This window comes from uncultured Propionibacterium sp., assembly GCF_963539965.1.
Lineage (GTDB): Bacteria > Actinomycetota > Actinomycetes > Propionibacteriales > Propionibacteriaceae > Propionibacterium.
This window is the reverse complement of sequence record NZ_CAUTOU010000028.1, coordinates 13,560-28,334: the sequence shown is the minus strand read 5'-3', so window position 1 is coordinate 28,334 and position 14,775 is coordinate 13,560. Positions and strand designations below refer to the sequence as shown.

The following is a 14,775-nucleotide window of genomic DNA, read 5'->3' as shown; positions in this document are numbered from 1 at the left end:
TTCCGAGCAGCGCGCCCATGAATCCCAGCCACAGCGGGCACCGCCACCGGGTCCGCGGCGTGGTCGAGCACGCCGCCGGTGAGGTCATCGATGTGACCGGTCCGGACGGGGTCGTCCCAGGGGTTGAGCACGTCATGGGCCACCTGGGCGGCCAGCCACAGCTGAGCGCCGATGCGCAGGAGGGTGGCGCCCCAGTAGAGGGCGTCGGCGCCGGTGCCGGGGCCCAGCACGCCGTCGAGGAAGCCCCAGACGGCGAAGTAGTAGCAGAGCTCGGCGATGTTCCACGCGGCCCAGTCGAGGATCCTGGGCCGCGACAGGACGACGAAGGGGAGCAGCCACAGGGCGTACTGCGGGGAGTAGGCCTTGTTGCAGACGACGAAGACGACGAGTACGAGCAGGACCGCCTGCCCGACCCGCGGGCGCCGCGGGGCCCTGCGCACGAGGACGGCGACGAGGAGGAGGCCGGCCGCCATGAGGACGAAGCTGATCGCGTTGACGCCCGGGACCTCGAGGCCCATCAGGTCGAGGACGTACCACAGCGAGCCGAGGTCGGCGCCGCGGTGGAAACTGCTCGACCAGTACAGCGACCAGCCGTGCGGGTCCGTGATGAGCAGCGGCGCGTTGATGAGCGCCCAGGCCGCGAGGAAGCCGCCGAGGCTCGCCAGCCAGGCGCGCATGCGCCCGCCGCGCCGGCACACGAGGGCCAGGGCGATGAGGACGAGGACGGGGAAGAACTTGGTGGAGAAGGCGGCGCCGAGTGCGACGCCGGCGAGCAGGGGTCTGCGCCTGGCCCAGGCCAGGACACCGAGCGAGACCAGGGCGACGGCCAGCATGTCCCAGTTGATCAGGCCGGATGCGATGACGACGGGCGCCGCCGCGACGAGCAGCGCGTCGAAGCCGCGCGTCTGCACGCCCTGCGTGGCGGCGCTCGCCGAACCGGCGCCGAGGTGGGCCTGGACCACGACGGCCGTCAGGAAGGCGGCGAACAGGCCGACGGCCGTCAGGACGAAGAACAGGTAGGAGGCGTCGAGCTGGGCCTGGCCCGTCGCGGCGGTGCTGACATCGGCGCCGAGCAGGCCGGTGACCCAGCGGCAGACCGAGATGAAGCAGCCGGCCAGCGGCGGGTAGGTGAGGCCTGCGTCGGAGTAGAGCCCGGCGCCGGTGGCGACGCCGTTGCCCTGGTAGACGAGCGGGATGTCGGAGTAGCACAGGCGGGCGTACGAGTTGACCGTGACGCCGTAGGTGGTCTGCTGGCAGGGCGCCTGGCGCACCATGAGGATGATCCAGGACAGGCCCGTGACGAGGATCGACCACGGCAGCGGATCGAACCAGAGGCCCCATGGGCGCGCATGGGTGCCGACGGGGCCGCCGATGCGCTCCGAGAGGCGCACTGATCCGTTCACGGCATCAATCCTGCCAGTAGCCGGCGGCAAAACCAGCGGACCGCCCCTCCGGGACCGGCCCTGAGGGGTCGGCCCTGAGGAACCCGGACGGGGCCCGCCCGCTCCCCGGATGGGTTCACGACGAGACGCGGGTGGGGGGCGGCGGCTCGCCCGCGCATGTCCGAGGCCGCGGATCAGCCGCCGGGCTAGGGGCCGAGACGTGGGGCCACGCCACCGCTGCCTCCGCCACCGGTGGCGGAGGCAACACCGCTGCTGCTGTTCTGATCGTCCTGCCCATCCTGGTTCTGCCCGTTCTGCTCGTCCTGCCCATTCTGGCCGCCATTGCCATTGGTGGCGCCGCCGTAGTCGTCGTCCCCCTCGCCCCCGTAGCCCCAGCTGGAGGTGGCGGCCGGGGCGCTCTGGTAGGAGGTCGGGTAGTAGCTCTGGTTGCTCGTCGGATAGCTCGTGGCGTTGTTGCCCGAGCCCGAGCCGATGTTGTTCAGCGTCGAGAAGGACTCGTAGTTCATGCCGGCGGTGGCCGCCTCCATGTAGTCCTCCCAGGTGTTGGCCGGGTAGAGGCCAGAGCTGAAGGAGCCGTAGGGCGAGTACGGGTTGAGGTCGGCGTTGCCGTCGCCGGCGACGAACATGACGGCCGTCGAGATCTGCTTGGTGGCGCCGACGAACCAGGCCGAGATCGTCTCGGAGTCGCCGTCGTCCTTGGTGCCCGTCTTGGCGATGACCTCGCGGCCCAGCTGGGAGGCCGTCGTGCCGGTACCGCTGGTGACGACGGACTTGAGGGCCGTCTGGGCGTTCTGGGCGACGTTCTGGTCGATCGTCTGGTTGGACGCGGTGTCGCCGGTGTAGAGCGTCGCGCCGCCGGAGTCGGTGACCGTCTGCACGACGTGGGTGGTGTTGGCCCTGCCGTCGTTGGCGATCGTCGCGAAGCCGGTCGCGTTCGACAGCGGGCTCACCTGGGCGGTGCCCAGGGCGATGCGGTTGTTCAGGTCCCAGCCGTCCCCGGTGGGCACACCGGCCGCGTTGGCCATGTCGACGACCGCTTGGGGGCCGTCGTCCATGCTCGTCACCAGGTCGGTGAAGGCCGTGTTCATCGAGTACGAGGTGGCCTTGAGCAGGGTGACGTTGCCGTAGTCGACGTTGGAGTCGTTGTGCACGACCACCGAGTCGCCGCTGGGCGTGAAGGTGCTCCCGTTGAGGACCGTGCCCAGACCGAAGCCCTGGTTCAGGCCGGCGAGCAGCGCCCAGGCCTTGAACGTGGAGGCCGCCGGACGGGCGGTGGCCGCCCAGTTGATCTGGGAGGCCAGGTAGTCGGGGCCGCCGTAGAGGGCGTAGACCTCGCCGGTGCCGACCGCCACGGAGGCGATGCCGATGTGCAGATCGGACTCGGACAGCCCGCTGGTCTTGGCGTTGGCGACGGCCCGCGTCGTGTAGTTCTGCGCGGTCTCGACGGCCGAGGCCTGCATGGTCGAGTCGAAGGTGGTGATGACCTTCAGTCCGCCGCCGGAGATCTGCTCGTCGGTGAGGCCGGCGCTGAGCAGCTCGTTCTGGGCCATCATCATGAGGAACCCGCTGGGGCCGCTGTAGGTGTCGTCCTCGCCGAGGGGCGCCGTCTCGGGCAGGGCGCCGTAGGCGGCGTCGTGGTCGGCCTGGCTGATGTTGCCGGCCTCGAGCATGCCGTCGAGCACGTACTGGTACCGCTCGAGCAGCTGGGCCGCGGCCTCGTCCCCGTTGGCCGGGTCGAGCGCCGAGGGACTGTTGATCAGGGCGGCCAGCATGGCCGACTGGGCCACGTTCAGGCTCGCCGAGTCGGTGTTGAACCAGTTCTCAGCGGCCTTCTCGATGCCGTAGGCCCCGCGCCCGAAGTAGACGGTGTTGAGATAGCCGGAGAGGATCTCCTGCTTGGAGACCGTCCCGTTGATCTTGACGGCCAGCGCCAGCTCCCTGAGCTTGCGGGTCATCGTCTGGGCGCTGGTGAGATAGCGGATCTTGATGTACTGCTGGGTGATCGTCGAGCCGCTCTGCAGGTCCTGCCCGCGGGCGATGGCCCACAGGGAGCGGAAGATGCCCTTCGGCGAGACGCCGTGGTTGGTCCAGAAGCTGCGGTCCTCGGCCGCGATGGCCGCATTCCTCATGTTCTCGGACATGGCCGAGTAGTCGACCTCCGTGCGGTTCTGCACCGACAGCTCGCCGATCTTCGTCGTGCCGTCGCGGTAGTAGATGCTCGTCGTCTGCGTCGTGTAGTCCTCGTTGGGCTCGGGCAGGTCGACGGAGGCGTAGAAGATGCCCGAGGCGACCAGGGTGAGGGCGACCAGGCCCGCCACCACCATGCCGGCGATGCGGGCGATCCGACGCTTGCGACTCCTCCCGGGTCTCGCCGGGCGACGCGGGGTGCTCTTGCTGTTAGCCATAGATGTCCTCAACTGTCTGCTGGTGCCGCGGCGGGCGGCGCCGGCGACCATCGCCCAGCTTGTAGGCCGTGATCATGAAGTTCCACCCGCAGTCGGGGCAGACCTCGACCTCGCGGACCGTGAACTCGCCGAACTCGTTCTCCATCTCGTCCAGCTCGGCGGGCTGCTTGATGCGCCCGGAGAACTGGCCGAGTTGGTCGCCGAACACATAGTTCAGCACGAGCATGTGCCCGCCGGCACATACCGGGCACTCGGCGCCGGACGGAGCGCCGTGGTGGAGGGCCGATCTGACGAGCAGGGGATCCGCGTCGCAGGGGTCGGCCTCCATCATGGTGGCATCGGGGCGCCGCATCGCCTCGAGCGTGGCCCGGCGCTGCAACGCGTAGCTCACCACCTGACGCTGTGTCCGCATGACATCAAGGGTAACGGCGCGGGCCGTGATCGGCTCCCCCGTGTCGCCAGAGGTCGAGCCGTGGTCGAGAGCTCCGGGCGGATCGGGCCGGGAGGGGCGCCGCAAGCGATGCTCGGAGCCGGTGCCGCCGACGGGCCGCCCGGCAGCCACCCGCTACACTGTGAGGCGCCGTTCCGCGAGGCCGTCCGGGCATGCGCGGGGCCCGTGAAGGGGCATTAGCTCAGCTGGTAGAGCGACGGCTTTGCAAGCCGTAGGTCAGGGGTTCGAGTCCCCTATGCTCCACCGTGGTCGGCGTACTGGCCCCGACGTGCTCTCGCTCGTCGTGGGCGGTGGGCCGAACCTCCACGTCGTCAGTCCAGGAGCTCTCCCCACCAGGCGGCGAAGATGGGGCAGCGCTCGAGGATGGCGCCCAACCTCGCCTCGGCTATGAGCAGGGGGCCGGTGACGGTCTTCATGTAGTTCGGGTCTGCTCGTTCCAGGCGTTTGGAAGGGCTCGTCGTCGGGCCGTCGTCGACCTGCTCGGGGCCCCCGGCCTCGTGGACGGCCCGCCGCAACGCGGCGAGCCCCTTGCCCGGAAGCAGTCCATTCCCGTGCCCGGCATCGATGGCGGCCAGGACGAGCGCCTCGATCTCGTGGAGGACGACCAGCGGATGCAGGCGGGGGTCCGCGTACTCGCAACGGATCGCCTCCACCAGCTCCCGTTGGCGTTCGGCGCCGTGACCCCCGACGCTCCTCCCGGGCGCGCCCTTGGGATACCCGTAGTAATCGAGCAGAAGGCCCACCCTGTACCAGTGGCTGGCCCTGAGCAGTGCCCGGAGCCTCGTGTCGTAGTGCCTCCAGTGGCCGCCTCCACGGTGCGCCCCTACCGGTGTCGCCGAGGTGATGACGACGACCGGAGTCAGGCAAACGTCCTCGGCAGCGGCCGCCGGTGCCAGGACCTCCTTGACCAGCATCTCCTCCGTCTGCCCCTCTACCAGGAGCGCGATCCGTCTCACGGCTTCACCTCGCTGTGCACGGGCCTGCCCCCCAGAAGGTTCATCTCCCACAGCGTTCCGATGGAGTACTCCTCCAGGAACCCGGCCAGCCCTTCCGCGTCCGGCCGGTTCGCGTCCGTGGCCCCGTCGGTGCGGTCCAGGACGGCGACTTCCTCCAGGGCGTAGTGGGACAGGAGGGGCACGGACTGGGTGGCGATGATGATCTTGTGCCCGTTCCTGCCCGCAACTCGGGTCATCTCCGCCAGCAGTCCGATGGCCGCGGGGTGAAGCCCGAGTTCGGGCTCATCCAGGACCACCGTTGCGGGCAGGTCGGGCCCCAGTAGGAGCGTGGCCAGGCAGATGAAGCGCAGGGTCCCGTCACTGGCCTCCCGGGCCATGAAGGTCCGGTCCAGCCCTCGTTGCTTCCAGCGCAACCGGATCCGCTCCGATGGGCGATTGGGCACCAGGACGAAGTCGTCGAAGAAGGGTGCGACCCGCCGGATCGCGGCGACGATACGGCGGTAGCGCTCGGGGTGCTCCTCTTGGACGCGCAGCAGGTAGGCGGCGATGTTCTCCGCGTCCGACCGCAGGGCGAGGTCGTCGCCGACGGTCGATGGGCCCTTGACGGGGGCGTTGTCGGAGACGTCGTCGAAGTGGAAGACACGGCAGCCCTCCAGAATGGGGCGCACGTAGGCGGCGAAGTTCCGAAGCCTGAGGTTCGTGGAGTTCCGGCTGATCTGCAGGATGCGGCTGCGGGTGCTGGCACCCAGGTCCTCGTCGTAGGGCCTGTCCCGGTCCCGGCCGGCTTGGAAGAGGAGATACTCGTGGAGCTCCGCCCAGTCATCCTCGGCTCCGATACCCGGCCGCAGGATAACGCGGTAGCCGTTGCAGGCGTCCTTCTCGTCGAACTCCGACATGAGTTCGATCAGGACATGATCGGTGCGACCCTCGTAGTCCTCGAAGAGCAGATCGTCCAAACCGCCGCGCCGGAGCAGGTACTCCTGGAAAGAGTCGTCCCAGATGCGGGAGACCAGCTCCAAGGCGTTCACGAGGTTCGACTTGCCCGAGCCGTTGGCCCCGATGAGCACCGTGACATCGGTGGTCAGCTCCAACTCGACATGGCGGATCGACCCGAAGCCCTCCACCACGAGACGTCTGAGCCCTGCTGTCATACCGCGATCCTAGCCAGAGGTGCGGTTACGGATCCGGGAGCAGCGGCCGGGGTCGGGGCGACGGGATTCAGCTGCACGCGGCAGCCGGCGCCTGAAGCCGCCCTCGGCATGGGTCGCCTGACCCGTGATCCACGGCACTTCGTCTGCGACCGGCCATGACATGAGACGAGGCGTGCCGGATCGTCGGGGGCGCCGTATCGACCGAGGGGGAACATCGGCGTGACGACTCGCCGCATCCTCGACTGCGTCCCCGAGCACATCCCCACCCCGAGCCGACGAACGGTCTCGTCCCGTGGCGACCATGCAGAACACGTCATCGAGCCACGGATCCGGGGCCCGCACTACTCTTCAAAAACTCTTCGGAACCAGTCCACCACCAGACGCACGTCCCCCTCCGCCCCGAGGAAGTGGCCCCTGCCCGGCAGAGAGGTCAACTCAACACGCGCGCGGGACATCAGCACGTCCAGGGCCCCGAGAGGGACAACCTCGTCCGCCGCACCCCTGATGACATATGAATCCGCGGACCAGGACACAGGATTCTCATGGACATCGCACCAGTAGTCAAAATCCAGGAGAGCGGACGGGGTGGAAATTACTCGCGCCCGCTCCAGCTCCTCGAAGGAGACGCCCTCGCGGGCCATGGCATCCAGGATGAACTTCTCAAGATCCACCAGCGGAGACTGGAACCACGCGCGTTCAATCCCAAATCCTTCAAATGCGCGGACGCCGAAATAAGCACCGAGGCTGGATCCGAAGAAACACAACCGATCGCTCAAGCCGCGCGCATGCACTCCAATACTTCTAAGCTCCGGAACCACGTGAGCGGTGTCGCAAGGCACACCGTCCACCCGCCCACCGTGACCGGGGAGGTCGAATGCCACAAGAAGATCCCCCGCTCCACTGCCACACGAGCCAGAGCCTCGAACATGTGATTCTTACGAGACGATCCCCGACCATGAACAGCGACGATGGCGCGTCGGCCCCCAGTCCCCCACTGAGTACCAGGGATCCCATTCACCCGCACTTCTTCCGACTGCACTGGACCACCCCTCACGCGGATGACTCTCGGGAACGGATCCCATGACCCAGTGGCCAGAAGCGAGCGTGGGAGACCGATCGCCCCAGGCAGATCATCCGAGCGGGGATCCCTCCAACGCCATGCGCAGCACGCGCATCAGAGGCGATGCCCACCAACACACCGGACCCTGCAGCGAGTTCCGGCAACCGCGCATGCGCAGAGAGCCAACATCCGAAGAGATCAAATCGCATTCAATCAGCCCCAGAAGGCTCTTGCACCGCGCCGCGCGGCCAACCATGGTGTCCAGTCACACGCGATGCCACCGCGCAGCGTCTCGTCCAGCCAGCCGAGCACCTCGCGCATGGCCAGCGGGATGTTTCCGATCTGACAATGCGCCGCGGCGCCGGTCCAGGCGGGGAACGTGACGACGCGCGAGCTCGGGTGCGCGGGGCGGACCGCATCCACAACGGTCTCGGCCTGCCGCGCCGACTCCTCGCTCTCGTCGGCGCCGACCAGGGCGAGAACCGGCAGGTCGAGCAGCGAGGGATCGGTGCGGACCGACTCGCCCACGGCGTCGAGCGTCCCCATGAGGCCCGCCGGCCCGAACTGCCAGTCGTACTTCGACAGGCTCGCGTCGAGGACGGGATCGCACCGCACCACGGACAGGAGGACGCGGAGCAGCCGGGAGTCCGGGTTGCGGCGCAGCACCCCTGGAAGCGCGCGTTCGAACATCGCCCGGGCGTCGTGCGCAGGAGCCGACGCGACCAGCGCGGCGATGCGGTCCTCGGGCCGGGCCGCCGACGCGTACTTCGTGGTGAGGATTCCGCCTCCCGACCAGCCGAGCATGACCACCTCGCCGGCGAAGCCCCGGGCGTGCAGGTCGTCGAGGACGGCTGCGATGGCCTCCAGAGTGGAGGGGCCGAAGTAGAGGCCCTGGTCCGGGGTGAAGCCCTGGCCGGGGAGGTCCACCATCACCACCGGCCAGCCGGCCTCGACCAGGGCGCGGGCGCCGAAGAACCAGAGGTCCTCGACATAGGTGTCGCCGCCCCCGATGACGAGGACCAGGCGGTCCGCTGATCCGATGCTCCGCGTCGCGTAGGCGGGCAGGAGACGGCTGCGGAAGGGGATCGGACGGTGCTCGAGGAGGATGCCAGCGGCCCGCAGGTAACGGCGGAAGGCCCGCCCCATGCCGGCGTTCGCCTCGCGCGCCTCGCCGGTGCGCGGGTCGAGCATGGCGAGGGCGGCCCGGTGGGCGACCTGGGTCGCGGAATGGTCCTCCGCCGCCGCAGCGGACGCCTCGAACCGCCGTGCGAGGTCGGTGAAGACACTCGCCCAGGAGGCCGGGCTGCCGTTGCGGATGCGCCGGAAGGCCTGCATGAGGGCCCCGGGCGCCATGCCTCCCTGCTGGGCGAAGCCGAGGAGCACGTCGGCATTGAAGTCCATGACGCCGTTGCGGAAGACGATCCCGGTGTTGCCGCGTGCGCCGAGGTCCTTCGCGGTCATCGCCGTCCTCCGCGACGAGTGACGAGCGCGCGTTCGAGCACCGCCATCCCCTCGGCGAGGGCCCGGACGCCGGCGGCGTCGAGCGGGCCCTCGGTGCGGGCGACGAGATAGCAGGCGGGGAACAGGCCGAGATGCACCAGCTGCGTGCGCCAGCCGGGGGCGAGGTCGAGCCCTGCGGAGTCGAAGCGGCGCTCGACGTCGTCGAGGACGAGCTCCACGGCCAGCATGACCGGCTCGGCGGACCCGGGGCGCTGAAGCGTCTCCAGCAGCGCGACGCGGAGGAACGCCCGGCGGGGTTCGAGAATCTCGTGGATGGCGCGGGCGATGGGCCCCGCGAGGTCGCCTGCGGGATCGCCGGGCAGCAGGTTCGCGGGGAGGACCGCGTCCTTGGCGGACAGCATCTCGGCCGTTCGGAGTTCGATGAGGCAGGCCAGCAGCTCCGCCTTGCTCGGGAAGTGGTAGTAGAGATGGGATTTCGAGACCTTCGCCGTGGCCGCGATGTCGTCAACGCGCGCGGTCTCGTAGCCCTCCTCCGAGAAGTGGGCCTCGGCCGCCTCGAGGATGCGCCGGCGGCTGCGCTGGTTCAACCAGGCCCAGCGTGCTTCGTCCATGCCCCGATTAGAACTCATCAGTACTAATACCGTCAAGTCCTATTCGCTTCGGGCACCGGGGCCCCGCCGTCGCGGGACCGCGGGGCCACTGCCGTCCTCCTTCCCGTCAGCCGGGGCGGGGCCGGGGGAGTCTCCCCGCCGGGTCCGCGGTCCGACCGGAACGGGGCCGAGGCCCCCGTCATCCCGTTCAGGGGGCGGGGGCCTCGGCCCGGAGTGCCGTCTCAGCGCGCCGGTGAGCGGCGACCGCGATCACGCGGTTCGGGTGCGGGCCCGGTGGGGATCACTCGCACTCGTCCCAGCCGTCGTCGGAATCGTCTTCATCGGAGTCGGAGTGCGGCTGGGGGGTGCCGTCCCCGTCCTTGCAGGTGGCGTCGTCCCCGTCGTGGTCGTTGTCGTCGGCCTCGTCATCGCCGCAGGTGGGCTTGCTCTGGTCGCCGCAGGCGGACTGATGGGACTTCTGCTCGTCGGCCTTCTTCCCGCTCTCGTTCGAGGAGGACTTGTGCTGGTACTGGGTGCTGGCGCGCGCCACGATCGACAGATGCGCCTTCAGCTCGCCGGAGAACTCCTTCTCGACGATCGTGTACTTCCCGGAGGGCGATTTCTCGCAGTCGAGGATCTTGCCGTTCCCGAGGTAGAGGGCCGCGTGGTAGACGTTCGCGAAGGAGACCTCGGTGGAGGACTGCTCCGAGAAGAACAGCACATCGCCCGCCTGGTAGCTCTCCGAGTTGGTGCTCAGCCAGACGTCCCCGTGGCTGTAGAACCAGCTGGCGAGGCCGGGGGCCTTCTTCAGCTCCTCGCTCTTCGAGAACTGCCCGAAGTCGATGCCCTCGCCGGCCTTCGTGCCGTGCTCACCGGTGGAGCTGGCCTGCTGGTAGTCGTAGCCCTTGAGGATCAGCGACAGATAGGCGCAGTAGTCGTAGTAGGAACCGGTCTGCCGGTAGCTGCTCTCGGACCAGCTCAGGCTCTGCGTCAGCTCGACCCCGACGTACGACCTGGCGACCGACAGCTCGGCCTGCACGGCCGTGCTGTCGATCTGCGTGCGCGAGTGGTTCTGCAGGCCTGCGGGGACCGCCCACTTGTCGTTCTGCAGATGGGTCGAGACCTCGCCGTACTTCCCGCCCTCGCGGGTGTCCGTGACCGAGTACTCCTGGTCGGAGCCGTCATCGCCGACGGCGGTGACGGTGCCGTCCGAGGGGCTGGGGGCCTTGGCCATGTCCTCGAGGGACGAATAATCGCAGGCCGGATTCGCCTGGGCAGTGGCCGGGATGAACAGCGCCGCCGCGCACAGAAGAGTGGCGGGAAGAGCACGCTTCTTCAGCTTCATGTAAATGGACTCCTTCGCTTGTCGAATGCTCCTTGAAGGTTGCTTGACAAGCTTCTCACAGACTGGTGACAGCTTCGGGGGCCGGTCTCTGCGCCGGATTCAGGGTGTCTCCCGATCCCGATATCGGCATGCGCCGAACCTCATTCACGGGCTTCCCCCGAGCGGCGGCCAGCGTGCTGCGAGACGGCCCGTGCGCACGCTCCGGGAATGATCGACGAGGCATTCCTACAGCACTCACCATCGGGGTTGCCGTACCGTCTCCCCTGAATTTTTTCCGGGTTCACCCGAGGGTCCTGCCGGGGGCGGTGACGCCGCGGCCGGATGACCCCCAAAGACATCGAGCAGCATTTCGGGTGTCTCCCCGGGTGAAATCTGGGTGATATTTGACGGATATGCATTCACCCTTTCGGAACCGCCCCGCGGGGGCATTGCCGGACGGCCCGGCACGGAATGCGCATCGCCGCGGGAATTCTGGCGGCATCGCCGCGGTCCCGCCCGAACCGGCCCGCGGGCGGGGCGCTCAGCCGACGCGCAGCCGCGGGTGGAGCTGGCCCCAGGCGAGCAGGCTGAGCAGGGCCGCCCCGGCCCTCCGCCGCAGGGCGTCCGCCCGAGACGGCGCATCGAAGCGGCGGCCTCATCCGGATTCGACGTCGTAGTTCTGCTCCGGCACCCCGGGCCAGCCGGACAGCGTGGTGCCGGTGTCGAGGCTCCTGACGCGGGCGACCTCGGCGTCCGTCAGGTCGAAGTCGAGGCTCTCGAAGTTCTCCACCATCCGTTCGCGGTGGGTGGACTTGGGGATGACGACGACCCCGGACTGCGTGAGGAAGCGGAGCGCCACCTGGGCGGCGCTCCGTCCGTGGGCGTCCCCGATCCCGGTCAGCACCGGGTCGGTGAAGATGCCGTGCATCCCTTCGGCCAGCGGCCCCCAGGACTCGATCTGCGTGTGGTACTGATCGAACTGGGCGCGAGCGCGGCGCTGCTGGTAGAAGACGTGGGTCTCGACCTGGCTGACGGCCGGGACCACATCGGCCCGTCCGGCGATCCCGGCGAACGCGCTCCCGTAGAAGTTGGACAGCCCGATCGCCCGGGCCCGGCCCTGATGGTAGGCCTCCTCCAGCGCCCGGTAGGTCGACGCGTCGTCGCCCATGGACCAGTGAACGAGCAGCAGGTCCACGTAGTCGGTTCTCAGCGCGCGCAACGACTCGTCGATGGACCGCCTGGTGGATCGGTAGCCGCTCGTGCGCGTCTTGGTCGTGATGAAGACCTCCGAGCGGTCCAGGCCCGAGCCGGCCACGGCGGCGCCGACGCCGTCCTCGTTGCCGTAGGCCTGGGCCGTGTCGATGAGCCGGTAGCCGGTCTCCAGCGCCTCGCGCACGCAGTGCTCGGTAATGGCCCGTGGCGTCTTGTAGACGCCGTAACCCAGCATCGGCATCTCGACCCCGTTGTTCAACGTCGTGTACTCCATGTCGGTTATGGCCCCTCTCCCGATCCGATGACTCCACGATTCATCCTGCTCCCCGGGGGCAAGGGCAGATCCCCAGCCCGCCCCCGGTCTCGGGCCGGGAAGGCTCATTCCAGACCGAGTTCGGTACGGACCGCGTAGTCGAGGGCGCGGAGCACCCGAAGAGCCGCCCGCTGATCCTCCGCGTCGATCCCGGCGCTCAATTCCGTGATGCGCTCAAGATGCGCGTCGCCCATCGTGACGACGCGCGCGAGAGCTTCATCGGTGAGGCTCACACGGATGACTCGGCCATCCGCCTCCTGGCGCTCGCGGACGACGTGGCCGTCCGCCTCGAGCCCGTCGACGAGCCGTGTGACGGCCCGCGGGGTGACGGAGAGGGCGCGAGCGAGCTCACTCATGGTGGGGCTGCCCAGGCGCGCGACGGCCATGAGCAGTCCGACCCGCGATGAGGACATCCCCCATTCCTCCTCGGCCAGACGGTCGCGCCGCCGTCGCAGCAGTCCCCCGAGGACACCGATCATCGTCGTCACGATCAGGGGGAGGATCTCCTCGGGGAGTTCCCGCTCGCTCTCGTCCCAGGGGGCGGCGGCGAGGAAGGCGCGCAGGAGCGGACCGGCACTCCCCGTCTCCTGGAGCCCGAGGGCGAAGGCCGGGGGCTCCGCCGGCCAGTCGTCGAGGCCGGAGGCGGGGGTCTCACGGTTCCGGGGGCCTGTCATCATGAATGGACCTTCCTCTCAGGGGCCGCGCGCACCGGTATCCGGATGCCATGAGGGCCTCCTGCGCCACCATTTTACTTACCTGGGTAATGAACTACCATTACTTACCGAGGTAAGCACATTGAGAGGAAATGAACGCCCATGTCATCCATCGCACTCGAGGAGGAACCCACCGGGTCCGGAACCGGACCGGCCGGTGGGCCGGCCACCGACGGAGCCGGTTTCGCCGCCGTCTTCTCCGGCCTGCTCGTCACCATGCTCCTCGCGAGCCTCGACCAGACGATCTTCTCCACGGCCCTGCCCACCATCGTCGGCGATCTCGACGGGGTGGAGCATCAGCTGTGGGTCACCACCGCCTACATGCTCACCGCCACGATCATGATGCCGATCTACGGCAGGCTCGGCGACCTCATGGGTCGCAAGAAGCTGTTCGTCTCGGCCATCGCGATCTTCCTCGTCGGGAGCCTCATCGGTGCCGCGGCCGGCTCCATGACCGCCCTCATCGCCGCCCGCGCCGTCCAGGGCCTGGGCGGAGGCGGACTCATCATCCTCGCCCAGTCGATCATCGCCGACGTCGTCCCGGCCCGCGAGCGCGGCAAGTACATGGGCGCCATGGGCGCCGTCTACGGCATCTCGTCGGTCGCCGGCCCGTTGTTGGGCGGCTGGTTCACCGAATCCCTGAACTGGCGCTGGGCCTTCTGGTTCAACGTGCCGCTGGCCCTGGTCGCCATCGGCACGGCCGTGGCCTTCCTCCATCTGCCCAGGCAGAAGCTGAGTGCACGCATCGACTGGGAGGGTATCGCGGCCATGACCGTGGCCACCACCGCACTCATCCTGGTGTGCGCCTGGGGCGGCGGCACCTACGACTGGAGCTCCGTCCAGATCATCGGCCTCGCCGTGCTCTCAGCGCTCGCCGCCGTCGTCTTCCTGCTCGTCGAGCACCGCGCCCAGACGCCGATCATCCCGCTGCACGTCTTCTCCTCGCGCAACTTCAACCTGGCCACGCTCTCAAGCCTGCTCATCGCCGTCGCCATGTTCGGAGCGGTCTCCTACATGCCCACCTACTTCCAGATGGTCTACGGCTACTCGGCCACCGAGTCCGGCCTGCTCATGCTCTCCATGATCACCGGCCTCATGGGCGCCGCGCTGACCACGGGCGGCCTGGCCTCGCGCACCGGCCGTTACAAGTGGATGACCGTCGCGTGCTCGATCGTCGTCGCCATCGGGCTGGCGCTGCTCGCCACGGTGGAGGTCACCACGAGCGTCCAGCTGCTGTGCGGCTATCTGTTCGTCCTCGGCGCCGGCATCGGGCTGGGGCAGCAGATCCTCGTCCTCGTCGTGCAGAACTCCTTCCCCGACCGCGAGGTCGGCACGGCCACCGCATCGAGCAATTTCTTCCGTCAGATCGGTTCGACCCTCGGCGCCGCGGTCGTCGGCTCGCTGTTCACCAGCCGCCTGACCGGCTCCCTCACCGAGAGGATGCTCCAGCTGGGCATCAACGCCCAGCAGGCCGGCGCCGGGACGTCCGGACTCACCCCCGCCAGGGTCGCGGCCCTGCCCGAGCCGCTCCACTCGATCGTCACGAGCTCCTACTCCGAGGCGCTCGCCCCGGTCTTCGGTTATCTCGTGCCGGTGGCGCTCGTGAGCCTTCTGGTGGTCTGCTTCATCAAGGAGGTCCCGCTCCGCACGAGCGTCGAGAGGGGCTGAGGCCCCGGCAGCGATCCGCTGTGCGGCCCGGAGGCGTCTTCCGCCGGGCCGCGGATGACGGTCGGCCA

General features: G+C 68.9%; 12 protein-coding genes and 1 tRNA gene. 2 read left to right on the top strand and 11 right to left on the bottom strand.

All coding sequences use genetic code 11. The features are described 5' to 3' along the window. The 3 genes from R2N01_RS06475 to R2N01_RS06465 all read right to left on the bottom strand — a co-directional run. Nucleotides 1-1,403: glycosyltransferase 87 family protein (locus R2N01_RS06475; protein ID WP_316669630.1), on the bottom strand; the 1,403-nt coding region annotated here is incomplete at its 3' end. 185 nt (nucleotides 1,404-1,588) lie between these two features. Continuing rightward, entirely contained in the window at nucleotides 1,589-3,808 is a 2,220-nt protein-coding gene (locus R2N01_RS06470) for a transglycosylase domain-containing protein (protein WP_316669628.1), read from the bottom strand. After that, the gene (locus tag R2N01_RS06465) at nucleotides 3,801-4,220 is read right to left on the bottom strand and encodes a DUF5318 family protein (protein ID WP_316669627.1); all 420 of its coding nucleotides are present in this window, start codon (nucleotides 4,218-4,220) and stop codon (nucleotides 3,801-3,803) included. Before R2N01_RS06465 ends, R2N01_RS06470 begins: the two co-directional genes overlap by 8 nt. Nucleotides 4,221-4,429: 209 nt before the next feature. Between R2N01_RS06465 and R2N01_RS06460 the strand changes: the two genes are divergently transcribed. Next, nucleotides 4,430-4,502, top strand: a tRNA-Ala gene (locus R2N01_RS06460). A 68-nt stretch (nucleotides 4,503-4,570) separates the two neighbouring features. Here the strand turns inward: R2N01_RS06460 and R2N01_RS06455 are convergent. The 8 genes from R2N01_RS06455 to R2N01_RS06420 all read right to left on the bottom strand — a co-directional run bounded on the left by R2N01_RS06455 (nucleotide 4,571) and on the right by R2N01_RS06420 (nucleotide 13,003). Next, nucleotides 4,571-5,215: a DUF4276 family protein gene (locus R2N01_RS06455; RefSeq protein ID WP_316669625.1), complete on the bottom strand. Its 645-nt coding sequence runs from the start codon at nucleotides 5,213-5,215 to the stop codon at nucleotides 4,571-4,573. Continuing rightward, nucleotides 5,212-6,366: an AAA family ATPase gene (locus tag R2N01_RS06450; RefSeq protein ID WP_316669623.1), complete on the bottom strand. Its 1,155-nt coding sequence runs from the start codon at nucleotides 6,364-6,366 to the stop codon at nucleotides 5,212-5,214. The genes R2N01_RS06455 and R2N01_RS06450 overlap by 4 nt, the downstream gene beginning before the upstream one ends. Nucleotides 6,367-6,707: 341 nt before the next feature. Continuing rightward, nucleotides 6,708-7,037, bottom strand: a complete 330-nt coding sequence (locus R2N01_RS06445; protein WP_316669621.1) for a hypothetical protein — start codon at nucleotides 7,035-7,037, stop codon at nucleotides 6,708-6,710. Nucleotides 7,038-7,639: 602 nt separating this feature from the next. Then, nucleotides 7,640-8,887, bottom strand: coding sequence for an alpha/beta fold hydrolase (locus tag R2N01_RS06440; RefSeq protein ID WP_316669619.1), 1,248 nt, complete (start codon nucleotides 8,885-8,887; stop codon nucleotides 7,640-7,642). Beyond that, the gene (locus R2N01_RS06435) at nucleotides 8,884-9,498 is read right to left on the bottom strand and encodes a helix-turn-helix domain-containing protein (RefSeq protein ID WP_316669617.1); all 615 of its coding nucleotides are present in this window, start codon (nucleotides 9,496-9,498) and stop codon (nucleotides 8,884-8,886) included. The genes R2N01_RS06440 and R2N01_RS06435 overlap by 4 nt, the downstream gene beginning before the upstream one ends. Nucleotides 9,499-9,778: 280 nt before the next feature. Then, nucleotides 9,779-10,822: a hypothetical protein gene (locus R2N01_RS06430; protein WP_316669615.1), complete on the bottom strand. Its 1,044-nt coding sequence runs from the start codon at nucleotides 10,820-10,822 to the stop codon at nucleotides 9,779-9,781. A 634-nt stretch (nucleotides 10,823-11,456) separates the two neighbouring features. Next, a complete protein-coding gene (locus R2N01_RS06425; RefSeq protein WP_316669612.1) occupies nucleotides 11,457-12,287 on the bottom strand; it encodes an aldo/keto reductase in 831 nt (276 codons plus the stop codon). Between the two features lie 104 nt (nucleotides 12,288-12,391). Continuing rightward, the gene (locus R2N01_RS06420) at nucleotides 12,392-13,003 is read right to left on the bottom strand and encodes a MarR family transcriptional regulator (protein WP_316669610.1); all 612 of its coding nucleotides are present in this window, start codon (nucleotides 13,001-13,003) and stop codon (nucleotides 12,392-12,394) included. 138 nt (nucleotides 13,004-13,141) lie between these two features. On the opposite strand from R2N01_RS06420, the gene R2N01_RS06415 reads away from it, so the two are divergent. Beyond that, the gene (locus R2N01_RS06415) at nucleotides 13,142-14,707 is read left to right on the top strand and encodes an MDR family MFS transporter (RefSeq protein ID WP_316669608.1); all 1,566 of its coding nucleotides are present in this window, start codon (nucleotides 13,142-13,144) and stop codon (nucleotides 14,705-14,707) included. The last annotated feature ends 68 nt before the right edge of the window (nucleotides 14,708-14,775 follow it).

Bases quoted from the DNA above. Each gene is read 5' to 3' on its own strand.
- R2N01_RS06440 (WP_316669619.1), bottom strand. From the start codon at position 8,887: ATGACCGCGAAGGACCTCGGCGCACGCGGCAACACCGGGATCGTCTTC.
- R2N01_RS06470 (WP_316669628.1), bottom strand. From the start codon at position 3,808: ATGGCTAACAGCAAGAGCACCCCGCGTCGCCCGGCGAGACCCGGGAGG.
- R2N01_RS06435 (WP_316669617.1), bottom strand. From the start codon at position 9,498: ATGGACGAAGCACGCTGGGCCTGGTTGAACCAGCGCAGCCGCCGGCGC.
- R2N01_RS06420 (WP_316669610.1), bottom strand. From the start codon at position 13,003: ATGATGACAGGCCCCCGGAACCGTGAGACCCCCGCCTCCGGCCTCGAC.
- R2N01_RS06430 (WP_316669615.1), bottom strand. From the start codon at position 10,822: ATGAAGCTGAAGAAGCGTGCTCTTCCCGCCACTCTTCTGTGCGCGGCG.
- R2N01_RS06450 (WP_316669623.1), bottom strand. From the start codon at position 6,366: ATGACAGCAGGGCTCAGACGTCTCGTGGTGGAGGGCTTCGGGTCGATC.
- R2N01_RS06465 (WP_316669627.1), bottom strand. From the start codon at position 4,220: ATGCGGACACAGCGTCAGGTGGTGAGCTACGCGTTGCAGCGCCGGGCC.
- R2N01_RS06415 (WP_316669608.1), top strand. From the start codon at position 13,142: ATGTCATCCATCGCACTCGAGGAGGAACCCACCGGGTCCGGAACCGGA.
- R2N01_RS06425 (WP_316669612.1), bottom strand. From the start codon at position 12,287: ATGGAGTACACGACGTTGAACAACGGGGTCGAGATGCCGATGCTGGGT.